Origin of the sequence: Pseudomonas sp. FH1 (assembly GCF_000510895.2) — a bacterium.
GTDB classification, from domain to species: domain Bacteria; phylum Pseudomonadota; class Gammaproteobacteria; order Pseudomonadales; family Pseudomonadaceae; genus Aquipseudomonas; species Aquipseudomonas azotoformans_A.
In genome coordinates, this window is sequence record NZ_AOHM01000125.1 from 35024 (window position 1) to 59533 (window position 24510).

Genomic DNA, 24510 nt, shown 5'->3' on the forward strand with positions numbered 1-24510 from the left:
AGATTTGTCCCTTATTTGAGACTTATGAAGATCAAATGTGGGAGCGGGCTTGCTCGCGAATGCGCTGTATCAACCAAGAATCAGGCGGCTGGCACACCGTATTCGCGAGCAAGCCCGCTCCCACATTGAAATGTCTTCGTATATGGAATTGTGTCTCTCTATTGAGACTGGGCAAGATCCAACGCCACCATCTTCTTGTACAGCGTCGACCGCCCAAGCCCGAGCTGCTTGGCTGCCTCCACCACATTGCCCTCACATGCCCTCAACGCTGCCGTGATGATCTGCCGATCAAACCGTTCCCGCGCTGTGTTGAAACTTTCCCCCTCAACCGTCGCGACGGCGCTGCTACGCGCCACCGGCGTAAAGGTACCAATGGCCGCCCGTATTTCCCTGGCATTCAGCACCAGGTCATCACTCAGCAGCGCCGCGCGTTCCAACACATTGCGCAGCTCTCGGATATTTCCCGGCCACGCATGCTGCGCCAGCAGGGCCAAGGCTTCGCGGTCCAACTCATGCTGGCTGCGCAACTCCTCAAGAATCGCCTCGCTCAACGCTGGAATATCCTCCAGCCGCTCACGCAACGGCGGCACCTGGATCGGCAGCACATTCAGCCGGTAATACAGGTCGGCGCGAAACTCACCGCGTTTGATCGCCGCTTCAAGATCCATGGACGTGGCCGCAATCACCCGCACATCGCTGTGCAGCATCTCGTTGGAGCCCACCGGCTCGAATTCCTTCTCCTGCAACACCCGCAGCAATTTGCTTTGCAGCGGCAGCGGCATGTCGCCGATTTCATCGAGGAACAGCGTGCCGCCCTGGGCAATCTGGAATTTGCCCGCACGACCCTTGCGGTCGGCGCCGGTAAACGCGCCCGGTGCGGTGCCGAAGAACTCGGCCTCCAGCAGGTCAGCGGGAATCGCTGCACTGTTGATGCTGACAAAGGCCTTATGCGCACGGCTTGAAGCGCCGTGAATCGCCTGGGCCAGCAATTCCTTGCCGGTGCCGGTCTCGCCCAGCAGCAACACCGGCGACTCGGCGCTGGCACTGCGCCGCGCCCGGCGCTTGACTTCGAGGCTGGCGGCGCTGGTGCCGATAAAGTGCGCGAAGTTGTATTTGCTCTGGCGCGAGCGCAGCAACGAGCGTGTCGAGGCCAACTCCTGCTGCATGCTCAGGTAGCGCTCGATCAGCGGTGACAGGTTGCGCAGTTCATCGAACAATGCAAAGCCAATCGCGCCGATCACCGCGCCGGCATCGTTGTGGATCGGCAAACGCATCACCACCAGCGGGCCTTTGGGCGTGTCCTGGATGTCCAACAGGATCGGCTGATCATTGCGCACCACCTGGCGCAACAGGCTGTTGGAAATCACCTGCTCGCAGGGCTGGCCGATGGCTTCGTCGGCACTTTTCAGGCCAAAGCGTTTGGCGTAGCGCTCGTTCATCCACACGATGTTCGCGTCGCGGTCGACAATCACCGTGCCTTCGCTGGACTGCTCGATGATCTCGAACAGCGACTGGATGGCCAGGCCGCGAACCTGTTGGTAATCCGTGAGGCTGGTACTCATGAGGATAATCCGCAGGCGGCCGCCAGCAATTCCTGGGTGTAGGGATGCTGCGGCGCGTCAAACACCCGATGGCTTGCGCCAGCCTCAACGACCTTGCCGTCCTTGATCACGATCATGTCGTGGGCCATCGCGCGCACCACCGCCAGGTCATGGCTGATGAACAGGTAAGTCAGGCCGTATTTCTCCTGCAGTTCACGCAGCAGCGCCACCACTTGCTTCTGCACGGTGCGGTCGAGGGCCGAGGTGGGTTCGTCGAGCAGCATCAGCGCCGGCTTGAGCACCAAGGCGCGGGCGATGGCAATGCGTTGGCGCTGGCCGCCGGAAAACTCATGGGGGTAGCGGTGACGGCTGGCGGGGTCGAGGCCCACATCCTTGAGCACCTGCACCACTTGCGCGTCGCGGTCGGCCAGGCTGCACGGCGCGTGCACTTCCAGGCCTTCGCTGATGATCTGCTCCACGGTCATGCGTGGGCTGAGGCTGCCGTAAGGGTCCTGGAACACCACCTGCATCTGCTTGCGCCATGGGCGCATCTGCTGGTTACTCAGCGGGTCGAGGGCTTCACCCTGGAAGCGGATGCTGCCGGTGGAGTCCAGCAGCCGCAGGATCGCCTGGCCCAGGGTGGATTTGCCCGAGCCGGACTCACCGACAATCCCCAGGGTTTTGCCGCGTTGCACGCTGAGGCTGATGCCGTCCACTGCACGCAGGTAGGTCTTGCGCCGGAACAAGCCGCCGCCGAGGGGGAATTGTACGGTCAGGTCGTCTACCTGCAACACCGTTTCGCGCTCATCGCTGCACAGCGCATCACCGTCCGGCTCGGCATCCAGCAGCAAACGGCTATACGGATGTTGCGGCGCATTGAACAGGCTCTGGCAGTCGGCCTGCTCGACAATCTCACCCGCGCGCATCACGCACACGCGCTGGGCAATGCTGCGCACCAGGTTGAGGTCGTGGCTGATCAGCAGCAGCGACATGCCCAGGCGTTGTTGCAGGGACTTGAGCAGCAGCAGGATCTTGCGCTGCACGGTCACGTCCAACGCGGTGGTCGGTTCGTCGGCGATCAGCAGTTCCGGCTCGCAGGCCAGGGCCATGGCGATCATCACGCGCTGGCGTTGCCCGCCGGACAGTTGATGGGGATAGGCCTTGAGCCGTTCCTGGGGTTTCTGAATGCCAACCAGGTCAAGCAATTCGAGGATGCGCGCCTGGGCCGCCTTGCCTCCCAGGCCCTTGTGCAACAGCAGGGTTTCACCGATCTGCTTTTCGATACTGTGCAACGGGTTCAGGGAGGTCATCGGCTCCTGGAAGATCATCGCAATGCGGTTGCCGCGCAGCTTCTGCAGGGTCGCCGCCGATGCGCCGATCAGTTCCTGGCCGCGGTAGCGGATAGAGCCGGTGGTTTCGGTGCCGGCTTCGGGCAGCAATTGCAGGATCGAGTGGGCGGTCACCGACTTGCCCGAGCCCGACTCGCCCACCAGCGCCAGGCACTCGCCGGGGCGTACGTCCAGGCTCAGGTTGCGCACCACGGTCTGGCCGCTGAAGGCGACGCTGAGGTCGCGGATTTCGATCAGGTTCATAGGCGGTCACTCATGAGCGTGGGTCGAAGGCATCACGCAATGCCTCGCCGATAAACACCAGCAGCGACAGGATCAGCGCCAGTGTGAAGAACGCCGTCAGGCCCAGCCAGGGCGCTTGCAGGTTCTGCTTGCCCTGGGCAATCAGCTCGCCCAGGGAGGCGCTGCCTGCCGGCATGCCGAAACCGAGGAAATCCAGGGCGCTCAGGGTAGAAATCGCGCCGGTCAGGATGAACGGCAGGTAGCTCAAGGTCGCGGTCATGGCATTGGGCAGGATATGCCGGCGAATGATCTTGCCATCACCCAAACCCAAGGCCCGTGCGGCCTTGACGTATTCCAGGTTGCGCCCGCGCAGGAACTCGGCGCGCACCACGTCCACCAGGGCCAGCCAGGAAAACAGCGCCATGATCCCCAGCAGCCACCAGAAATTGGGCTCGACAAAACCGGACAGGATGATCAGCAGGTACAGCACCGGCAGCCCGGACCACACCTCCAGCACGCGCTGGCCAATCAAATCCACCCAGCCGCCGTAATAACCCTGCAACGCACCGGCTGCAATACCGATGGCGGCGCTGATCGCGGTGAGCGCCAGGGCAAACAGGATCGACACCCGCGCACCAAAGATCACCCGCGCCAACACATCCCGCGACTGATCGTCGGTGCCCAGCCAGTTCACCGCCGAGGGTGGGCTGGGGGCAGGGCGGGTCAGTTCGTAGTTGGGCGTGTCGTCGCTGAACGGGATTGGTGGGAACAGCATCCAGCCGCCGTCCTGCTCGATCAGCTTTTTCACGTAGTCACTGCGGTAGTCAGTCTGGAAGGGCAACTGGCCGCCGAACTGTTGCTCGGTGTAACGCTTGAACACCGGGAAATACAGTTCGTTCTTGAAACTCAGCACCAGGGGTTTGTCGTTGGCGATCAACTCACCGCCGAGGGTCAGGATAAACAGGCCGATAAACAGCCACAGCGACCACCAGCCGCGTCGGTTTTTCTTGAAACGTTCGAAACGGCGGCGCGCTACCGGAGACAGGTTAAGCATTAGGCGTTCCTCGCGGCAAAGTCGATACGCGGGTCCACCAGGGTGTAGCAGAGGTCACCGATGAGTTTTATCAAGAGGCCGAACAACGTGAAGATAAACAACGAACCGAAGACCACCGGGTAATCACGGGAGACGGCGGCTTCGTAGCTCATGCGGCCCAGGCCATCGAGGGAGAAGATCACCTCGATCAACAGGGAACCGGCGAAGAACACGGCGATGAATGCCTGGGGAATCCCCGAGATCACCAGCAACATCGCGTTACGGAACACATGGCCGTACAACACGCGCCGTTCGCTCAGGCCCTTGGCACGGGCGGTCACCACATACTGGCGCGTGATTTCGTTCAAGAACGAGTTTTTGGTGAGGATGGTCAGCGTGGCAAACCCGCCGATGACCAGCGAGGTGACTGGCAATACGAGGTGCCAGAAATAGTCGGCAATCTTGCCCACGGTGCTGAGTTCTTCGAAGTTCTCCGACACCAGCCCGCGCACCGGAAACCAGTTCAGCGAGGTACCGCCGGCAAACACCACGATCAGGAACATCGCAAACAGGAACGCGGGCATCGCATAGCCGATGACAATCGCGGTGCTGCTCCACACATCAAAGCTGCTGCCATGGCGCACCGCCTTGCGAATCCCCAAGGGGATCGACACCAGGTAGGTGATCAGCGTGGCCCACAGGCCGAGGGAGATGGTCACCGGCATCTTTTCCAGGATCAGGTCAATCACCGTCTTGCCGCGAAAGAAGCTGTTACCAAAGTCCAGCTGCGCGTAGCTCTTGAGCATCAGCCACAAGCGCTCCGGTGCCGGCTTGTCGAAGCCGTATTGTTTTTCGATGTCCGCGATCAACTTCGGGTCCAGGCCACGGCTGGCGCGGGAGCCGCCGCTGATGCCTTCGCCGGAGGAACCACCGACGCCACCGCCGCCAATGCCTTGCAAGTGAGCAATGGCCTGTTCTACCGGGCCGCCGGGGGCCGCTTGTACGATCACGAAATTCACCAGCAGGATGATCACCAGCGTCGGGATGATCAGCAGCAGGCGCCGCACGATATAGGCAAACATCAGCGCGCCCCTCCGCGTTTTTTCAGCTCAGCGTTCATTTGTTCGTTGGTCAGTGGGGTGGGGCTGATTTCCCACCAGGTTTCCAGGGCTTCGTCGTTTTTCGCCTCGATGGCCGGGCGGCCGAAGCGGTTCCACCACGCGGCGGACGTGCCGGGCGGGTAGTAGTTGGGGATCCACAGGTAATTCCATTGCAGCACCCGGTCCAGCGCATGGGCGTAGGTGAGCATCTGCGCCTGGGTGTCGGCCTTGACCAGGCCCTTGATCAGGCTATCGACGGCCGGGTCCTTGAGCACCATGTAGTTGTTGGCGCCGGGATCGAACGCGGCGGCCGAGCCGAAGTAGTTGTACAGCTCCATACCGGGCGAGGTGGTGACCGGGAAACCGGTGACGATCATGTCGTAGTCCCGTGCCATCACGCGGTTCACATACTGGGAGGAGTCGATACGACGGATATTCAGGGTGATACCGATTTGCGCCAGGTTGCGCTTGTACGGCAGCAGCAGGCGTTCCATGCCGCTTTGGGCATTAAGGAAAGTGAATTCCAGCGGTTCGCCCTCGGCATTCACCAGTTTGTCGCCGTCCGGTTTCCAGCCGGCTTCCTCCAGCAAGGCCAGGGCCTGCAATTGCTTGTCGCGGATCATGCCGCTGCCGTCGGTGACCGGCGCCTTGAACACCTGGGTGAACACTTCGTCCGGCACCTGGCCGCGCAAGGGTTCAAGAATCGCCAGTTCTTCTGGGGTCGGCGGCTGGCTGGCCGCCAGCGGGCTGTTGGAGAAGAAGCTCTGCTGGCGGATGTACATGTTGCGCATCATCTGTCGGTTGGCCCATTCGAAGTCCCACAGCATCGCCAGGGCCTGGCGCACGCGGCGGTCCTTGAACATCGGCTTTTGCACATTGAACACATAACCCTGGGCCGGTTGCGGCATTTCCTTGGCCAGGTGCGCGCGTTGCAGGCGACCGTCATCCAAGGCCGGGCCGTTGTAGCCGATGGAGTAACCGGTGGCGGAAAACTCGCGGTTGAAATCGTAGGCACCGCCGCGCAATACCTGGCGGGCCACTTCGGTGTCGCCGAAGTACTCCAGGCTCAGGTGATCGAAGTTATACAGGCCACGACTGACGGGCAGGTCCTTGCCCCACCAGTTCGGATCGCGGGTAAAGGTGATGGTGCTGCCGGAGTCGATCTTGCTGACTTTATAGGGGCCGCTGCCCAGAGGCGCTTCATAGCCGCCGCCATTGGCGAAGTCGCGGGTCTTCCACCAGTGTTCCGGGAAGACCGGCAGGGTGGCGATGTCCAGGGGCAGGGTGCGGTTTTCATTGCTGGAGAAATCGAAACGCACTTGGCGTTCGCCCTCGACTTCGACGTGCTTGACGTCGGCAAACAGGGTGCGAAAGCGCAGGCTGCCTTGGGTCATCAGCAGGTCGAAGCTGTAGCGCACATCTTCGGCGGTGATGGCCTTGCCGTCGGCAAAGCGGGCCTTGGGGTTGAGGAAAAAACGCAGCGACAGGCCGTCGTCGGCGCGCTCCATCTTTTCGGCCACCAGGCCGTAAACGGTGTAGGGCTCGTCCAGGGAGCGCTGGGCCAGGGGCGCATACAGCCAGCCGTCGACCTGGGAAACGCCGATGCCTTTGTCGATATAGGGCAACACGTGGTCAAAGCGCCCGATCTCGATGGCCGAGCGGCGCAGGCTGCCGCCTTTGGGGGCGTTCGGGTTGGCATAGTCAAAATGGGTAAAGCCGGCGGGGTATTTGGCCGGTTCGCCGTACACGGTCAGGTACGGTTGAGGTGCCGCGATCACGGCGGTGCTGGCCAGCAGCAGGGCCAGGGTCGAACTCAAAATGTAGGAAAAAGCCAATCGCATTGTCAGCCTTGAACGCCGTGTGAAGTAGAAAAGGGATTTGTACGCTAACGGCATCAGCGTCGCCAGTCATCACATGCACAACGGCCCACCAAAAGGCGGGCCGTTGTTTAAAGCATCAGCGCGGACTGGATCAGTCCTGGCGGCTGGTGACTTCCAGCAGGTGGTAGCCGAACTGGGTTTTCACAGGGCCTTGCACGGTGTTGACCGGGGCGCTGAAGACGACAGTGTCGAATTCCTTGACCATCTGGCCTGGACCAAACGAACCCAGGTTGCCGCCGTCGCGGCTGGACGGGCAGCTGGAGTTGGCTTTGGCGATCTCTGCGAAATCGGCGCCGCCTTCGATTTGGGCCTTGAGTTCGTTGCACTTGTCTTCAGTGGAAACGAGGATGTGACGGGCGGTGGCTTTGGCCATGGGAAGTAACTCCTTGAATGAAAAGGGTGAGCCTACCGGATTCAGGCGGTTATTTCCTGGCAAAGTTCCCGCCGATTGCCTGAGTGGTTCAACTGCGGGCCATGGCGCCACTGCGGGTCAGCCATTCGATAAACAGCGCAAACAGCTCGGCCTGGGAATTGATCGCCAGCTTGGTGTACAGATTCTTACGGTGCATGCGCACGGTTTCCGGCGAAATGCCCAGCACTTGCGCGGTGGATTTCACCGAATGCCCGCGCAGGATCAAGTGGGCGATCTCACGCTCCCGCACGGTCAATACGCCGCTGCCGAACTCCATGAATGCAGCTTCAATCTGCTGATGGGCTTGGGTCTGGGTGAAGGCGTCGTCGCTGATCACTTTGGTCAGGCCACCGCTCGTGCCGAAACGGCGCAGTAATTCGCGGACCATGGCTTGGGTGGCTTTCTGCAGCGCCAGTTGTGGCTCAGTGAATTGCCCGGCGCTCAAGCCTTGGAACATGCACAGAGAAATCTTGCTCTGGGGACAAAGGTCGACAATGTAGTAGCTCTCCTGGGCGCCGCCGCTGCGCAGGTAATAGGTCTTGTAGTACTCGCTGTTGAAAAAATCGTCCGGGGCAATCTCGGCCAGGGGGTAGAAACCTTCGGCCAGGCCTTTGTCCACTGCCAGGCAAAAGGGATCGAGCAAGTAGCCACGGGAAAAGTAGCGGTGGATGATCTCGTCCTGGTAGGTGCGGGGAATGCCTTGCTGGTACAGCAAGTGCGGCGGCAGGCCCTGACGCTCCAGGCTGATCATCATCGATTCGATGGGCGTGAGCGTGCAGAGCGCGCTGGCCAGGTGTTCGAGGAACGAAGCCTCGTCCACATGAATAAGCGCCTGGCCCAGGGCGTGGTGCCAGGCTTCCAGTTGCTGCAGGGAGGGGGCGGGGCTGGTGGTTGTCATGACGGCCAGTCTACCCGGCCGTCGATGCCCAGGCCACAACGCCGAGACGGGCTCGGCGCTATAGGTCATCGGCCCTGGTACTCGCCGCTGGCGCGCAGTTCGGCTGCCGTGTCGAGGATGCACTGGCGCAGGGTCTCCACCACCTCATCGACCTGGGCGTGGGTGATGATCAGTGGCGGTGACATCACGTTCAGATGGCCGATGGGGCGCACCAACAAGCCTTTGGCCTGGGCGCGCAGGTGGATTTTTTCGCCGATGTTGACCGCGTCCGGCAACAGCGCCTTGGTGCGTTTATCCGCCACGAACTCAATGCAGGCCATCAGGCGCTGGCAGCGGATGTCGCCTACCAGGGGCAAGTCGGCCAGGGTTTTCAGGCGTTGTTCCAGATACACGCCAACCTCTTCGACATGGGCCAGCAGGTTTTCCCGCTCGATGATTTCGATATTTTTCAGTGCCGCCACACAACTCACCGGATGCCCGCTGTAGGTGAAACCGTGGGTGAAGCAGCGACCCTTGCCCGGTTCACCGATGACTTGCCAGATACGCTGCGAGAAAATGCACGCGCCCAGCGGCAGGTAGCCGGAGGTCAGGCCCTTGGCGGTGGTGATGATGTCGGGCTGCATGCCGAACACCTCTTCGGAGGCGAAAAACGCACCGAGGCGCCCGAATGAGGTCACCACTTCATCGGCGACGTACAGCAGGTCATGACGCTGGCAGATTTCCCACATGCGCCGATGGTAGCCCTGCGGCGGAATGATCACGCCGCCGGAGCCCATGATCGGCTCAGCGAAGAACGCCGCCACATTGTCCGCGCCGAGGGTGAGGATCTTGTCTTCGAACTCGTTCACCAGGAAGTCGAGGAAGTCAGCCTCGCTCATCCCCTCCGGCGCCCGGTAGTAGTTGGGGCAGGAGATGTGGTGGAACAGGTCGCTCATGAAATCGAATTCCGGCGCGCGGTCAGCGGCCTTGTTACCAATCGACATCGTCAGGAACGTACTGCCGTGGTAGGCGCTGAAGCGCGAGATAATGTGCTTCTTGGTCGGTTTGCCGCGACTGTTCTGATAGAACTGCACCAGTCGGTAGGCCGTGTCCACCGCCGTGGAGCCGCCAGTGGTGAGGAACACATGATCAAGGTCGCCGGGCGCCAGGCTGGCGAGCTTGGCGCAGAGTTCGATGGCGGTGACGTTGGCCATGTCACAGAACGGGTTGGAGTACGCCAGTTGGCGCACCTGGTTGGCGATGGCGTCGGCCATTTCCTCGCGGCCCAGGCCGATATTCGTACACCACATGCCGCCGACCGCATCCAGGTAACGGTTGCCGTGAGTGTCATAGATGTAGGCGCCGTCGCCCATCGCGATGTTCAACGAGCCTTGTTCACGGTGTTCGTCGAACATGTGGAAACCGTGCATGTAGTGGGCTTTGTCGGCGGCGTCCAGTTTGTCGTGGTCGAACTGGGCGAAGAAAGCGGGATTTGGCAGAGTCATGGCATTTACCTTCAATGGCTGGGGGTCACTTGCCGGTCTTGACGGCGTTCCAGGTGCGGGTGATCAGGCGTACAGCGGCCGGCGGCTGGCTTTTCTGGGTGAACAGGCGCTGCATCGTCGTCGGATCGGGGTAGATGGCCGGGTTGTCGCGGATATCGGCATTCACCAAGGGCTTGGCGGCCAGGTTGTTGTTGGCGTAGTGGATGGTGTTGCTGACGCCGGCCATGGTGCTGGGTTGCAGGAGGAATTCGATGAACCGGTGGGCGTTGGCCACATGGGGCGCATCGGCGGGGATGTAGAAGTTATCGAACCAGATCAGCGAGCCTTCCTTGGGGATGAAATAGTCCAGCGTGATCTTGGCCCCGGCCTCCGTTGCCCGTGCCTGAGACGTGGCGTAGTCGCCGGACCAGGTGGTGGCCAGGCACAGATCACCATTGGCCAAACCGTTGATGAAACCGCTGGAGTCGAATTTGCGGATGTACGGGCGCACCGCCATCAACACGTCCTGGGCGGCCTTGAGGTCTTTTGGGGCGACGCTGTTGGGGTCCAGGCCGAGGTAGGTCAGCGCCAGGGGAATCATGTCAGTGGGGGAGTCCATGAACGTGATGCCGCAATCGGCGAAGCGCGACACCACTTTCGGGTCAAAAATCATCGCCAGGGAGCCGATAGGCGCGTCCGGCATGCGCGCCTTGATCATGTCGACGTTGTAGGTCACGCCATTGCTGCCCCAGGTGTAGGGCGCGGAATAAGTGACGCCGGGGTCGTGGGCTTCCAGGCTTTTCAGCACCAATGGATCAAGGTTCTTCCAGTCGGGTAACTGGGACTTGTCCAGTGGCTGGAAGACGCCGCCCTTGATCAGCAGCGGTACCAGGGAAGCGTTGAGCAGGGCCAGGTCATACCCGGAGCGTCCGGAAAGCAACTTGCCCTGCACGGTTTCGTAGGAGTCGTAGGTGTCGTAGACCACCTTGATCCCCGTGGCTTTCTCGAAATCGGCCAGGGTGGTGTCGCCGATGTAGTCCGCCCAGTTGTAGATGCGCAAGGTATTGCCTGGGTCGTCGGCGGCCTGGCTCAAGGTGCAGGATGCAAGCAATGCGGCGCTGAACAGGGCGATAAAGGCTTTACGCATGGGGACCCACCTTGAGTTGTGCTTGTTATCAGGCTGAGGGACTGATTGCACTGTCAGGCAGGTGGCCGGTGGGCGCCATACCCCGTTCGGGTAGGGTTCAGCTCAGGACGATGTAGTCGTTCTGCTGGATGATCGGCCGGTGCGGGCCCTGCACCAGATGAATATAGCGACCGCTCACCAGATCAATGGGCAGGCAGTCGTCGATGTCCAGCACCCCATCGGTGTGGGCTTGGGACCAGTGGCGCAGCATCTGTTGCTTGCCTTTGCTCATGGCTTCCTGTTTGTTGCGGGCGACCACCAGCAGGTAGTGGTGGGCTTCACCAAAGCTATTGGACTCGTAACCGCCAAGGTTGATGAAGTACAGGTGGTGCGCCCCAGCAGCAGGGGCCAGATGGCTGAGTTCGACTTTCCAGCCGTCGACGCCCTCCACGGCCATCCAGGCATCGATATGTACACCCTTGGGGCTGCCGAACCAGTCGGCGCGCAGTTGCGGGTAGGTCGCTTCCAGCGTGTCCGCGACCGCAAACACCACATCGTGCACTTCAATCTTTGCCCGTGGGTGCTTGCCCCCGAGCATGACGACAAACAGCATTACAGGTTCTTCCTGGTGGCTTGGCAGAGGCTAACCTTACTTCGATTGAACCCTTTTGTCCGGTCAATGCCACACTGTTAATCCGCGAACTCATCAGGAGGTTGTCATGCGTACCATTGATCTGGCGGGCGTCCCCGTCCCTGTCATCGGCCAGGGAACCTGGCGCATGGGCGAAAATCCCGACCAGCACCGCGCCGAAGTCGCGGCCTTGCAACTGGGCATCGACGAGGGCATGACCCTGATCGATACCGCCGAAATGTACGGTGAGGGCGGCGCCGAAACGGTCGTCGGCGAAGCCATTCGCGGCAGGCGCGACCAGGTGTTCCTGGTGAGCAAGGTCTACCCGCATAATGCCAGCCACAAGGGCGTGCCCCGGGCCTGTGAAGCCAGCCTCCAGCGCCTGGGCACGGACTACATTGATCTCTATCTGTTGCACTGGCGCGGCCAACACCCCCTTGAGGAAACCGTCGAAGCCTTCGAACGCCTGCGTGAAGTCGGCAAGATCGGCCGCTGGGGCGTCTCCAATTTCGATGTGGCCGATCTGCAGGAACTCGCATCCCCGGCGTGCGCCACCAATCAGGTGCTCTACAACATCGAAGAGCGCGGCATCGAATTTGACCTGCTGCCGTGGTGGCAACAGCATCACTTGCCCTTGATGGCGTACTGTCCGATTGCCCAGGGTGGCGAGTTGTTGTCCAGCCCGACCCTCAAGCAGATCGCCCGTCGACATGAGGTCACGCCCGCCCAGGTCTCACTGGCCTGGGTGTTGCGCCAAGACGGTGTGATCGCGATCCCCAAGGCGGTCACCCCAGAGCACGTGCGGCTCAACGCAGCCGCCGCCAAGCTGGTGCTGGATGAGCACGACCTCGACGCGATTGACCGCGTGTTTGGCGCACCCAAGCGCAAGCACCCTCTGGCGATGGTTTAGCCCGCGGTCAGGAACGGCGCCTCCCTTGGCACCGTTCCCTGGTTAATCCGGTTTAACCCGTAACCGGGCTGCGCCAGTCATCGGACCCGGAAGTGCCGGACACTTCGTGGGTCCACACGATCTTGCGGTAGGTGAAATACACATCCTCCAAGTGGGTGAAGTGGGCGTTGTCCGGGTCCTGGCAGTTGGGCATGCGTGACTGGATATCCACGATGGTCGCGCCCTCCAGTTCGATGGTGAAGTAGTGCTCCTGGGTGCCGGCGGACGAGGTGCGCAGCCATTCCAGCCGGCACTTGACCTCTTCGCCGCTGGTCAGTGCGCTGAACAGCAATGGGGAGGATTTATCGAAGACTTTGCTGATCATCATGGGTTTGTGGACCCGCTGGCCGGTGGGCTGGCCGGATTGAGGATCGCGGGGAATGATCACCTGATGAGCAAACGCCTGGACCAGGATCTGGTCCTCATGGCCTTCCTGGTAAATATTACCTACCGAGTCCTGGGTAAACGTGCCTGCCGTGATCAAACCTTGTTTGACACCGGTGATGGAAAGATAGGCGGGTGTTGGCATGACGGGTTTCCTTGTCTGATTGAAGAGGTAGTCCCAACCGATCATGACACCGGTTGGGCAAGTCCCTGTTACTACAAGAAGCGTGCCTGAAAGTGGGTGGATTAATAAATACGGGGGGTTGGCGCTAAATAAGTCTGGGGTGCTAATCAAACGAGATGGTTTTGGTTGTTATATGGCGTATTTAGTTGCGCAGAGGTGTGCATTTAATTGCTCGGTGCACACGCGGGTTAAATAGGGAGGTCGTAATAGAGTTTAAATCGCACCCCTGCGTCAGTGCGCAAAATGCTGCGCAGTGGCTTTGTTTGCGGGGTTGTAGGAAAAGGATTAAGTATTATTCTGTCGCTTGCTGAATGCTTTTGGCGTGGCTAAGGTTTGGGAGCTTTGCAGGAATTACAGCAAGGTTAAGATGGCCTGTTGGTGTGCTTTTTAAGTGTCGCTAGTTGGCTTTTCCCTGTTTTGGTTAGTTGCGCCAGGTGTTGAATGTCGTATTCGGACAAGCTGTGTGATTACTATCTTGAAGTTGCAAGGTTGCCTTGTGCGCAAACAAGTTTTGCGGGCAGCGATATGCGCTTTTCGAGTGAGTATGAAACCTTGGAGTCCGAGCTGGCAAAGGCGCAATCGATCCATGGCAGCAGTCAGCCGGATTGGCACAAGGTTTTGGAAACCAGCGAAGGCCTGTTACGGCAACAATCCAAGGATCTACGCGTGGCGGTCTGGTTGACCTGGGCCTTGCACCAGCGCGAATCCTATCCAGGGCTGCTGGCGGGGCTCGGGATGTTGCGCTATCTCTGCGAGCATCATTGGTCGGTGGCCTACCCCGAAAAGCTGCGTACCCGTGGCGCAGCATTCGCTTGGTTGGTGTTGCGCCTCGAGCCTTTGTTCGCGCAAGGCTTGCCGTTGCAGAACCAGCAGCCCTTGTTTCGCGCTGTACTGGAGCAACTCAAAGGTCTCGATGAGCTATGGGCCAAGCACTTCGCGGATGACGCGCCGTTGCTGCTGCCGATTCGCAGGCAATTGGCTCAACGACTGGAGCGTGCGGCTCAGGACGATACCCCGGCGGCGGGGTTAAGCGGTGTCATTGCGCAGGTCCAGCAAGCGGCCAGCCAATTGCTCAAACCCGAAGCCGTTGTGAATAACGAAAAAGACGCCAGCAAGTTGCTACGTACCTTGCAGGAGCAGGCCCGCCCGTTGTGTACCTGGTGGTTGCGCCAGAACGCTACCGACCTGCGCGCCTTGCGCCTCAACCGAACATTGAATTGGTTGGTACTGGCCAGCTACCCGGATGCCGACAACGAACGGGTGACCGCGTTGCGCGGGCCTGCCCCTGACAAGCTCAAGCGTTATCAGGAGCGTTTTGCCCAAGGGCATTACGCCGACCTGGTACTTGAACTCGAGGCCAGTCTGGCCGGTGCCATGTTCTGGTTCGATGGGTTGCGCATGCTCTGGCAATGCCTGGAAGCCTTGCAGGCCGAACAGGCCATGCTCGAGTTGGAAGTTGTCTTCGCCTTGTTGTTGCAACGCTTGCCGGACCTGCCGTCGTTCTGCTTTCACGACCGCGTTCCTTTTGCCGACGCCGCCAGCCGTGACTGGATCACGCTGCAGGTCAGCCGGCATTTGCAAGTACCCGAATCAGCCGCCGTGGTGGATTCCGAAGCCGAGCCCTGGGAGCTCGCCTTGCAGGCGGTAGCGCCCAGGTTGCGCAAGGATGGGCTCAAGGCCGCGATCCATGAACTCAAGCAAGGCAGCCTCGCCGCTCGCAGTGATCGCGCGCGTTTTCACTGGCGGCTGGCACAGGCGCGCCTGTGTGTGCAGGCGGGCAAGCATGAGCTGGCGAAGATCCAGCTCGAACACCTGGACCACGAACTGCAACGCACAGGCCTTGAGCGCCGGGAACCGGAGCTGGCACTTCAAGTTGCCCAGCTTCTGTATCGCTGCTGCGACCTGCTGCCACAAAACCACGCCGTGCGCGAGCGCAAGGAAGACACCCATCGCAGGCTGTGCCTCTTCGATCTGGAAGCGGTACTTGAATAGGCTTTCGAGCCACTTGAAAAAGGAGAGACACCATGGCCAAAGAAGCTTCGGTCGCCCCCAAGGAACGCATCAATATCACGTTCAAACCCGCTATCGGCGGAGCGCAGGAAGAAGTCGAACTGCCACTGAAACTGTTGGTGCTGGGCGATTTCATCCAACGTGAGGACGTGCGCAAGCTCGAAGATCGCAAGCCCATCGCGATCGACAAGAACACCCTTGATGACGTGCTGGCCAAGCAGGCGTTGAGCCTGACGCTGAACGTGCCCAACCGCCTGCAGGAGGATTCAGGTGTTGAGGAGTTGGCCATTCAGGTGCGCATCAATGCAATGAAGGACTTCAATCCCGCGAACCTGGTTGAGCAGGTGCCCGAATTGCACAAGTTGATGGCGTTGCGCGAGGCACTGATGGCGCTCAAGGGACCCTTGGGAAACACCCCGAGCTTTCGCAAGGCTATCGAGCAGGCCCTGGCGGATGACGAGTCCCGCGCCAGGGTACTGGCTGAGCTGGGTCTGGACAGCCCCGACGCCTGACATTTTTCAGTAAAAGGACACTGACCGCATGACGACACAACAACACACACTGCCAGCACCCACCGATGATCAATTCAGCATTCTCGACAACATCGTTGCCCAGACTCTGCTGAGTGCAGACGACGAGGCGTATGGCATTGCCAAGCGGGGCGTCTCGGCGTTCATCGAAGAGCTGATCAAACCGCAGAATCGTGGTGAGCCCGTCAAGAAACGCTTGGTCGACCGGATGATTGCCGAGATCGACACGAAGCTCAGCCTGCAGATGGATGAGATTTTGCACCACCCGCAATTCCAGGCCCTGGAAGCCGCCTGGAAGGGATTGCAGTTGTTGGTTGACCGTACCAACTTCCGCGAGAACATCAAGATCGAACTGCTGAACGTCTCCCGGCAAGACCTGTTGGAAGATTTCGAGGATTCACCGGAAGTGACCCAGTCCGGGTTGTACAAACATATCTACAGTGCTGAGTATGGTCAGTTTGGTGGTCAGCCTGTGGGCGCGATTATCGCCAACTACTTTCTGTCTCCCAGTGCACCCGACGTGAAACTGATGCAGTACGCATCCAGCGTGGCCTGCATGGCCCATGCGCCATTCATCGCCGCTGCCGGGCCGGCGTTCTTCGGGTTGGAGAGTTTTACCGGCCTGCCGGACCTGAAAGACCTGAAGGACCACTTCGAAGGTCCTCAATTTGCCAAATGGCAAAGTTTTCGCCTAAGCGAAGACGCACGCTATATCGGCTTGACCGTGCCGCGCTTTCTGCTCCGTACGCCTTACGATCCAGTTGAGTGTCCGGTCAAGACCTTCGCTTATCAGGAAAACGTGGTCAACAGCCATGAACATTACCTGTGGGGCAACACGGCATACGCCTTTGCCACGCGCCTGACTGACAGCTTCGCGCGCTTTCGCTGGTGCCCGAATATCATCGGCCCGCAAAGCGGTGGTGCGGTGGAAGACTTGCCGCTGCATCACTTCCAGAGCATGGGTGAGATCGAAACCAAAATCCCGACGGAAGTGCTGGTTTCCGACCGCCGTGAGTACGAGCTGGCGCAAGAGGGCTTCATTGCCTTGACGATGCGCAAAGGCAGCGATAATGCCGCGTTTTTCTCCGCCAGTTCGGTGCAGAAGCCGAAACACTTTGGCCTCAGTCCCGAGGGCAGGGAAGCCGAGCTGAATTACCGCTTGGGTACCCAATTGCCCTACATGATGGTGGTCAATCGCCTGGCCCACTACCTTAAGGTTCTTCAGCGCGAGCAATTGGGTTCGTGGAAGGAGCGCACAGACCTGGAGCTGGAACTCAATAAATGGATTCGCCAGTACGTCGCCGATCAGGAAAACCCCAGTGCCGAAGTGCGTGGACGACGGCCATTGCGCGCGGCGCGCATCGTTGTCAGTGATGTCGACGGCGAGCCCGGCTGGTACCGCGTCAACCTGAGTGTACGGCCGCACTTCAAGTACATGGGGGCCGACTTCACGCTGTCCCTGGTCGGCAAGCTCGATAAAGAATGAGCAGCGGCCAGGGAGTGTCCCACCACCAACGCCTTTTCGAGCGTCTTGAACGTCCGGCGGCTACTCCCGCGTGTGGCGTGACATCTGTCGCGATGCATCTGGGAAAAATGCTCAGTATCCGTGCCGGCAGCGTGCAGACACTTCCGGATTACGGGTTGCCCGACCTCAACGACATGAACCAGAGCTTGCATGAGTCATTGACTCAATCGCGTTTGTTGATCGAGCGATTTATCCGGGCGTACGAGCCACGCTTGAAGCATGTGCGGGTCACGACGTTGCCGCGGGACCAGGATCCATTGGCGCTGGCGTTCGCTATCGAAGGCACACTGACGGTCAAGGGTATCAAGCAACCTGTTGTGTTTACCGCGCGACTCTGTGACGCCGGTCAGGTAGAGGTTTTGCCGGATGTCTTTTAACCGTTACTACCAAAGTGAGCTCAGTGCGTTGCGACTGCTCGGACGGCAGTTCTCCGAGCGCAATCCTGCGCTGGCCCCTTTTCTCGCAGAGTCTGGCCAGGATCCCGATGTCGAGCGGCTGCTGGAGGGGTTTGCATTTCTCACGGGGCGCTTGCGGCAAAAACTCGACGACGAATTTCCAGAGCTCACGCACTCGCTGATGCATTTGCTGTGGCCCAACTACATGCGCCCAATGCCAGCGTTCAGCATGCTGCAATTTGACCCGTTGAAGCACTCAGGTCCCGGTGTGTGGGTGGCGCGTGATACACCGGTGGAAAGCGCCGCAGTCAACGGTGAGCGATGCCGTTTTCGTACCTGCTACGCCACACAGGTTCTACCGCTGCAACTGAGCGTCCTGGAGTACAGCGCACAGGCAGGGCAGGGCGTGTTGAGTCTGCGCCTGCACATGAGCGCCGCCGGTAATTTCAGTGACTGGGCCTTTGATCAGTTGCGCCTGCATCTGGCCGGGGATAGCTACATCAGCCAGGCGTTATACCTGAGCCTGCTGCGCCACCTCGAAGGTATCGAGCTGTTGCCTTTGGGCCACGATGGACTGCCCGTCAGCGGGCCCGACGGTGAGGCAATATCACTGCGACTGGGTGCCGAACAGGTACAGCCGGTGGGTTTCAGTGAGGAACAGGCGTTGATCCCCTATCCGCAGAATACCTTCCCGGGGTATCGCCATCTGCAGGAGTATTTTGCCTTTCCTGACAAGTTCCTGTTTGTCGATGTGGGGGGCATGGACGTGCTGCACAGATTGCCCGGTGAGCAGCTCAAGCAGGTACGTGGCCTGATAATGCGCTTTGAGTTACGCACGCCATGGCGTGAGTCCCAACAGCCCACCCTGGATAACGTGAAGCTCTACTGCACGCCCATCGTGAATCTGTTCAAGCATGACGCGGTGCCCATTCGCCTGGACGGGAAGCAGGATGAGTACCTGCTCATTCCCGGCGAGTATTCGCGGGAGAACGCGAGTGTGTTTTCCGTAGACCGTGTAACGGGTTGGCAGCCGGGTGGGCGTGGATACCAGGCCTATGTGCCGTTCGAATCCTTTGAACATGGTGGCGATACCGACGTACCGGAAAACCCGCCCAGCTACAGCGTTCGCCAACGGCCATCGACACAGCATGCCGGGCTGGAAACCTGGCTTGGGATTGGCAACGGCCTCGAGTCGGACCAGCAAACACTGTCGATCGAGTTGACGTGCACCAATCACAACCTACCTCGACTGTTGCAGTTAGGCGACATCAACCGGCCTTGCGAGCAGACGCCAGAGGGGCTGTCGTTTCGCAATATCTGCGCGCCGACAGCCAGTCTGTCTCCGCCTCTGGACCAGGATTTTCTCTGGCGGCTTATCAGCAACATGTCGCTCAACTACCTGTCATTGAGCGATATCGACGCCTTGAAGGTGATTCTCAAAACCTATGACTTGCCGCGCTATCACGACCGACTGGCGCAAAAGGTCAGTGAGAGGAAGTTGGGTGCAATGCGATCCGTCAGTCATTCATCGGTCGACCGATTGCACCGCGGCTTGCCGTGTCGCGGAGTACGAATTGATTTGAAGATTGATCCCCAGGGTTTCTTGGGGCCGGGCGAAGTGTTCATTTTTGCGTCAGTACTCAACGAGTTCTTTGCGCTCTACGCCAGCCTCAATGCTTATCACGAACTAAGAGTCATCAGCACACAAGGAGACGTGTATCTATGGCCACCACGGATGGGGCAGCAGCCCCTGCTTTGACGCGACTGTCGCGGATCATCCGCGAATATTCGCTGTTCCAGGCGGTTTTGCAGGTGATCAAGCGTCTGCGCGATGCCCATCCTCTGTTGGATGACGACGCGCTGTATGACTTGCTGGAGTTTCAAGCCAATCCTGGCCTCGGTTTTCCCGGTCACGATATTGATCGCGTGGAATTTTTTGTCGAGCACGAACAGCTGCGCGCACGCCTTCGCCTCAACGTCTTGGGCTTGTGTGGCGCGGGGTCGCCGTTACCTGCGTTTTATGGCGAGCAGGCCTATGGCGACGGGGTGGGCGGCAACGCTACGCGAGATTTCCTGGACGTGTTTCATCACCGCCTGCAACGACTGATGCTGCCGATCTGGCGCAAATATCGTTATCGGGCGTGTTTCCAGGCGGGCGCGCGTGACGCCTTTTCCGAGCAGATGTTTGCGTTGATCGGGCTGAGGGGGCGGCAGATTCGCAGTGTCGCGCAATTGAACTGCCAGCGGCTGTTGCCCTACTTGGGGCTGCTAGGCCTGCGGGCACATTCGGCAGCCTTGATCGAGACGGTGCTGCGCTACTACTTCAAGCACAACCGGCTGTTCATCGAGCAATGGGTGCTGCGCACGGTTGTCATCGCCGACTCACAGCGAAACCGGCTCGGCGTCGCGAACAGTGTGCTTGGCCATGACCAGGTATTGGGCAGCCAGGTGGCCGACCGCAGTGGCAAGTTCAGGGTGCATCTGCAGGGCCTGCGCTGGCAGCAACTCCATGGGTTTCTGCCCACGGGTGCGGACTACCCGCTGCTGTGCTCATTGGTGCGGCTGACGGCGCGGGACCCATTGGAATATGACCTGCGCCTGGTGCTTGCCAAAGAAGAGATCCGACCGTTGCACATTGGCGAGCACAACGTCTGTCGTCTCGGCTGGACCAGCTGGCTGGCACATGAGTACGCCTATGGTGTGGTCATGGTGCCGAGCAACGCTCATGAGGGATGAATCATTATGATGAATGTGGACCTGCAACAACTTATCCAGACCTTGACCCCCCAGGCTCGTCGCGATTTGGTGCGCGCTGCTGAACGCTGCGTAACGCGCGGCGGCCGGGAGGTATTGGTGGAAGACCTGCTGTTGGCCCTGCTGGAGCATCACGACGGCCTTCTGGCAAGGGCATTGGCAGATGCGAGCATCGAAACCGGCGAGCTGCAAGCTGCACTGCAACCCAAAGGGGAGGCGAGTGCTTCGCGCAATCCGGTGTTTGCCCAGGCGCTTGTAGAGTGGCTGCAACAGGCCCTGATGGTTGCCCATCTGGAACTGCGACAGACCGAGGTCGATCACGGCGCCCTGTTGCTGGCATTGCTGCGTCATCCGCTGCACCACGCGGGGAGTGTCTATCAGGTTTTATTGAATCGGTTGGATGCGCAGCGTGTGCTCGACTTTGTGCGGAGCCAGGCACCTGGTACTGACCCTGCCCCGAAGGGTGAGTCACTGCTGGAACGCTTCACCCACGACCTGACGCGCCAGGCCCATGAAGGGCGTATTGATCCGGTGTTGTGCCGGGATGTCGAGATCGGCCAGTTGATTGACATCCTCATGCGCCGCCGCAAGAACAACCCAATACTCGTCGGCGAAGCCGGGGTCGGCAAGACGGCCGTTGTCGAAGGCCTCGCGCTACGCATCGCCACTGCGCAGGTGCCGGGACCACTGCAGGATGTCCGGGTGCTGACCTTGGACATGGGCTTGCTCCAGGCCGGTGCCAGTATCAAGGGTGAATTCGAGCGGCGCCTCAAGGGCTTGATCGATGAGGTCAACGTTTCAGTGCCGCCGGTGATCCTGTTTATCGATGAGGCGCATACCTTGGTCGGGGCAGGCGCCCAGGCAGGCGCGTCCGACGCCGCCAATCTACTCAAGCCAGCCCTGGCGCGTGGCGAACTGCGCACCATCGCTGCCACTACCTGGTCGGAATACAAAAAATACTTCGAAAAGGACCCGGCATTGGCGCGGCGTTTCCAGCCTGTACGGGTGGGCGAGCCCAGCGTCGAGCAGGCGGTTTCCATCTTGCGCGGACTGGTTTCGGTGTATGAGCGCAGCCACGGCGTTTATGTGCGTGACGATGCCGTCGTGGCGGCGGCGCAAATGAGCGCTCGTTACCTGTCCGGGCGCCAGTTGCCCGACAAGGCGGTGGATGTATTGGACACGGCCTGTGCTCGCTTGCGTACCCGACGGGAGACCGCACCGGAGGCATTACAACGCCTGTACGCGGAGCAGGCGGAAGGTATGCGGCAGCATCAGGCATTAAGTCGTGACAGGGACGCAGGGTTTGCCGTGGATGAGCAGATCTTGCACGCGTTGAAACTGCGCAGGGATGCAATGGAAAGTGAGCGCCTGGAGCTGGAACAGCGCTGGTTTGAGCAACAGGCCGTGCCGCAGCAGGTGTGCCCGCGCATGGTGGCCCAGGTCATCAGTGCCTGGACCGGTATCCCGGTTGAACAACTGGCACTCGAGCACAGCGCACGGGCGCTGGGCTTTGCCGATGCGCTGCGCGCGCGCATTCTTGGCCAGGAACAGGCGGTGCAGGCCCTGGACCGCAACTTGCGCGCCGTTGCCACGGGGCTCAACAAAGCCGACGCACCGGTCGGTGTGTTCCTGCTGGTCGGCCCAAGCGGTGTAGGCAAGACCGAGACAGCACTTGCCCTTGGCGATCTACTGTATGGCGGTGAACGTTTCGTCACGACGCTCAACATGTCGGAGTTCCAGGAAAAACACTCCCTGTCGCGGTTGATTGGCGCACCGCCCGGTTATGTCGGTTTCGGCGAGGGCGGTGTACTGACCGAAGCCGTGCGCCAACGACCGTATTCGGTGGTGCTGCTCGATGAGGTCGAGAAAGCCGACCCGGAAGTGTTGAACCTGTTCTATCAGATTTTCGACAAGGGTCTGGTCAATGACGGGGAAGGCCGGGAAATCGACTTCCGCAACACACTGATCCTGATGACTTCCAACCTCGGCAGTGAGTGTATCGGTGAGCTGTGTGCTGGCGATCAACGGCCTGACGTGCAAGTGCTGCAAGAGGCGATCCATCCGCTGTTGCGCGACCACTTCAAACCGGCATTGCTGGCCCGCATGCGTGTGGTGCCGTATTACCCGATCAAGGGTGAGGTTCTGCATGACCTGGCGCGACTCAAGCTGGAACGCTTGGGACAACGGTTGCGTCTTCGCAAGCTGGCTTTCAGCTATACGCCAGAGCTGGTTGCACACATGGCCGAACACTGTGCCCACGGAGATAGCGGCGCTCGTTACATTGACCAGTGGATCGAGCTCCGTTTGTTGCCGCAGGTGGCGGATCGGCTGCTGTCGGCCATGGCCCAAGGTGAATGCTTGGCGAATGTGCATGCGCGTCTGGAGGGTAGCGGCTATCCCATTTGTGAGCTCAGCCAATGAGGGATAATCGGTCCACTCAACTATCCCATCCCCTGGCCTTCGCCGACGTGTTGCTCGGCTGGTTCATTCGCTTAGGCATCGATGGCGTCGAAGCCTCGTTGCCCGGCCTGTGTGTGACGGCGGTGGCGCAACTCAGCCAGTGCGAACTCAGCCAGTTGTACTGGCGAAATGAGTCTACAGGCCGACTCGAACTGATTGCCCAGCATTTATCCGGGGAGCTGTGCCCCGGTGATCCGGTCGGCACCCAGGACTTCCAGCACGAGCAGGTATTGCACTACGTACTCAGCCATCAAACGGCCCTTAGCCTGGAGGACCTATCGAGCAGCGTGTACGAATACGGCTTCCTGCCAGCCATGGCGACAGCCTGGGAAGCGCTGTCATGTGTGCCGTTGTTCAACCGGGACAAGGCCATCAGCGGCGTGTTGCTGTGCGCCAGCCAATGCCGGAAACACTTGCAGGACTACTCCGTGTCCCTGAGCCAACTGGGTAGTTTTACCTTGATGCAATTGGCTTTGCTGCGTTGTCAGCCATCCTTGGGAAGTGTCGTCCGACAGAATCAATGCACACCGGCTCCCCGTGCAGAATTTGGCTTGGTCGGTAACAGTACGGCCATGGATGAGACATACCGCCTGATTGGCAAGGTCATGCATACCTCTTACACCGTATTGCTGCGAGGGGAGACGGGAACGGGTAAGGAAGTGGTGGCGCGGGCTATCCATTCTGCGGGGGCGCGCCGCAGCAAAGCGTTCGTGGTGCAGAACTGTGCGGCATTTCCCGAAGGCCTGCTGGAAAGTGAGCTGTTTGGCTATCGCAAAGGTGCTTTCACGGGGGCTGAACGCAACCACACCGGGCTGTTTGATGCGGCACACGGCGGCACGCTGCTCCTGGACGAAATCGGCGACATGCCGCTGTCGCTGCAGGCCAAGTTGCTGCGGGTTCTACAGGAGGGCGAAGTCCGCCCCTTGGGCGCCAGCGCGGCACACAAGGTGGATGTGCGCATCATCGCCGCGACTCACCGTGATCTCGCCGCGATGGTCGCCCAAGGCAGTTTTCGCGAAGATCTTTACTACCGGCTGGCGCAATTTCCCATCGAACTGCCGCCCTTGCGCGAGCGCGACGACGATGTGTTGTTGTTGGCGCGTGAATTTGCGCGAAAGGCCTCTCTTGCCCTTGAGCGCGAACCGGTGTCGTGGTCCAGCGCAGCCCTTGACCAACTGTCGAGTCACGCCTTTCCCGGCAATGTCCGTGAACTCAAGTGCCTGGTGGAACGTGCGGTACTGCTCTGCGATGACGGTGTGATCCTGCCCGAGCATTTGTCCTTGTCTGCACCCCCCACCGATGAGTCCGTCGATGCAACGTTGCGTCAACGCCTGGAGCGGGTCGAGCGAGTATTCCTGATCGATTGCCTGCACAAAAACCGTGGCAATCGCACCCGTACCGCACGTGAGTTGGGCGTCGCTCGCCGCACGCTGCTCTATCGCCTGGCGCGCCTGAAGATCCCCCTGGGTGATGTCTGCGAGGGGGGCTGAATGGGGGCGTGTTGGCACCTGATTTTCATGGGAGATACCTGATGTTTTTTCGTGCGTGGCAAGGCCTTTTGCTGGTGCTGTGTTTGTTGAGTGGCTGTAACGCCAATTATGTCTTTGATGATGCCGACTACCGTCCGTTGGGTGACCCCCAGGCGACCCGACGTGGGCAGTGAG

21 protein-coding genes are annotated in these 24510 nt (G+C 60.1%); 10 read left to right on the plus strand and 11 right to left on the minus strand.

Annotated features, from left to right (window positions below; translation table 11 throughout):
• Positions 1-158 precede the first annotated feature (158 nt).
• The 10 genes from H096_RS26700 to H096_RS26745 form a co-directional block, all read right to left on the minus strand.
• Positions 159-1562, minus strand: coding sequence for a sigma-54-dependent Fis family transcriptional regulator (locus H096_RS26700; RefSeq protein WP_033902347.1), 1404 nt, complete (start codon positions 1560-1562; stop codon positions 159-161).
• Positions 1559-3133 carry an ABC transporter ATP-binding protein gene (locus H096_RS26705; RefSeq protein ID WP_033902348.1) on the minus strand — a complete coding sequence of 525 codons (1575 nt, stop codon included), beginning with the start codon at positions 3131-3133 and terminating at the stop codon, positions 1559-1561. Before H096_RS26705 ends, H096_RS26700 begins: the two co-directional genes overlap by 4 nt.
• A gap of 10 nt (positions 3134-3143) precedes the next feature.
• Complete coding sequence (locus H096_RS26710; RefSeq protein WP_033902349.1) at positions 3144-4166, minus strand: ABC transporter permease; 1023 nt, start codon at positions 4164-4166, stop codon at positions 3144-3146.
• Positions 4166-5227, minus strand: coding sequence for a microcin C ABC transporter permease YejB (gene yejB / locus H096_RS26715; RefSeq protein ID WP_016976573.1), 1062 nt, complete (start codon positions 5225-5227; stop codon positions 4166-4168). The genes H096_RS26710 and yejB overlap by 1 nt, the downstream gene beginning before the upstream one ends.
• On the minus strand, positions 5227-7086 hold the full coding sequence (locus tag H096_RS26720; RefSeq protein ID WP_033902350.1) for an extracellular solute-binding protein: 1860 nt from the start codon (positions 7084-7086) through the stop codon (positions 5227-5229). The genes yejB and H096_RS26720 overlap by 1 nt, the downstream gene beginning before the upstream one ends.
• Before the next feature lie 130 nt (positions 7087-7216).
• The gene (locus H096_RS26725) at positions 7217-7498 is read right to left on the minus strand and encodes a peptidylprolyl isomerase (RefSeq protein WP_010210937.1); all 282 of its coding nucleotides are present in this window, start codon (positions 7496-7498) and stop codon (positions 7217-7219) included.
• Positions 7499-7586: 88 nt separating this feature from the next.
• The gene (locus H096_RS26730; protein ID WP_033902351.1) at positions 7587-8435 is read right to left on the minus strand and encodes a helix-turn-helix transcriptional regulator; all 849 of its coding nucleotides are present in this window, start codon (positions 8433-8435) and stop codon (positions 7587-7589) included.
• A gap of 65 nt (positions 8436-8500) precedes the next feature.
• Positions 8501-9919, minus strand: a complete 1419-nt coding sequence (locus H096_RS26735) for an aminotransferase (protein ID WP_033902352.1) — start codon at positions 9917-9919, stop codon at positions 8501-8503.
• A 25-nt stretch (positions 9920-9944) separates the two neighbouring features.
• A complete protein-coding gene (locus H096_RS26740) occupies positions 9945-11045 on the minus strand; it encodes a polyamine ABC transporter substrate-binding protein (RefSeq protein ID WP_033902353.1) in 1101 nt (366 codons plus the stop codon).
• A 97-nt stretch (positions 11046-11142) separates the two neighbouring features.
• Positions 11143-11637 (minus strand): DUF1543 domain-containing protein, encoded by a 495-nt coding sequence (locus H096_RS26745; RefSeq protein ID WP_033902354.1) that lies wholly within the window; start codon positions 11635-11637, stop codon positions 11143-11145.
• A gap of 106 nt (positions 11638-11743) precedes the next feature.
• On the opposite strand from H096_RS26745, the gene H096_RS26750 reads away from it, so the two are divergent.
• Positions 11744-12565, plus strand: coding sequence for an aldo/keto reductase (locus H096_RS26750; protein WP_033902355.1), 822 nt, complete (start codon positions 11744-11746; stop codon positions 12563-12565).
• Positions 12566-12617: 52 nt separating this feature from the next.
• Here the strand turns inward: H096_RS26750 and H096_RS26755 are convergent, their stop codons facing one another.
• Positions 12618-13133 carry an Hcp family type VI secretion system effector gene (locus H096_RS26755; RefSeq protein WP_033902356.1) on the minus strand — a complete coding sequence of 172 codons (516 nt, stop codon included), beginning with the start codon at positions 13131-13133 and terminating at the stop codon, positions 12618-12620.
• A gap of 480 nt (positions 13134-13613) precedes the next feature.
• Between H096_RS26755 and tssA the strand changes: the two genes are divergently transcribed.
• The 9 genes from tssA to H096_RS26800 are packed head-to-tail and all read left to right on the plus strand — an operon-like array spanning position 13614 to position 24509.
• Complete coding sequence (gene tssA, locus H096_RS26760) at positions 13614-15164, plus strand: type VI secretion system protein TssA (protein WP_082461875.1); 1551 nt, start codon at positions 13614-13616, stop codon at positions 15162-15164.
• 32 nt (positions 15165-15196) lie between these two features.
• Positions 15197-15694 (plus strand): type VI secretion system contractile sheath small subunit, encoded by a 498-nt coding sequence (gene tssB / locus H096_RS26765; RefSeq protein WP_033902358.1) that lies wholly within the window; start codon positions 15197-15199, stop codon positions 15692-15694.
• 28 nt (positions 15695-15722) lie between these two features.
• A complete protein-coding gene (tssC, locus tag H096_RS26770) occupies positions 15723-17198 on the plus strand; it encodes a type VI secretion system contractile sheath large subunit (protein ID WP_033902359.1) in 1476 nt (491 codons plus the stop codon).
• A 14-nt stretch (positions 17199-17212) separates the two neighbouring features.
• On the plus strand, positions 17213-17614 hold the full coding sequence (gene tssE, locus H096_RS26775; protein ID WP_033902422.1) for a type VI secretion system baseplate subunit TssE: 402 nt from the start codon (positions 17213-17215) through the stop codon (positions 17612-17614).
• Positions 17604-19391 (plus strand): type VI secretion system baseplate subunit TssF, encoded by a 1788-nt coding sequence (gene tssF, locus H096_RS26780; RefSeq protein ID WP_033902360.1) that lies wholly within the window; start codon positions 17604-17606, stop codon positions 19389-19391. The genes tssE and tssF overlap by 11 nt, the downstream gene beginning before the upstream one ends.
• Positions 19355-20368 (plus strand): type VI secretion system baseplate subunit TssG, encoded by a 1014-nt coding sequence (gene tssG, locus H096_RS26785; RefSeq protein ID WP_033902361.1) that lies wholly within the window; start codon positions 19355-19357, stop codon positions 20366-20368. Before tssF ends, tssG begins: the two co-directional genes overlap by 37 nt.
• Before the next feature lie 6 nt (positions 20369-20374).
• The gene (locus H096_RS26790) at positions 20375-22807 is read left to right on the plus strand and encodes an AAA family ATPase (protein ID WP_033902362.1); all 2433 of its coding nucleotides are present in this window, start codon (positions 20375-20377) and stop codon (positions 22805-22807) included.
• A complete protein-coding gene (locus tag H096_RS26795; RefSeq protein WP_033902363.1) occupies positions 22804-24336 on the plus strand; it encodes a sigma-54-dependent Fis family transcriptional regulator in 1533 nt (510 codons plus the stop codon). Before H096_RS26790 ends, H096_RS26795 begins: the two co-directional genes overlap by 4 nt.
• A gap of 41 nt (positions 24337-24377) precedes the next feature.
• Positions 24378-24509, plus strand: coding sequence for a hypothetical protein (locus H096_RS26800; RefSeq protein ID WP_033902364.1), 132 nt, complete (start codon positions 24378-24380; stop codon positions 24507-24509).
• Position 24510 lies beyond the last annotated feature (1 nt).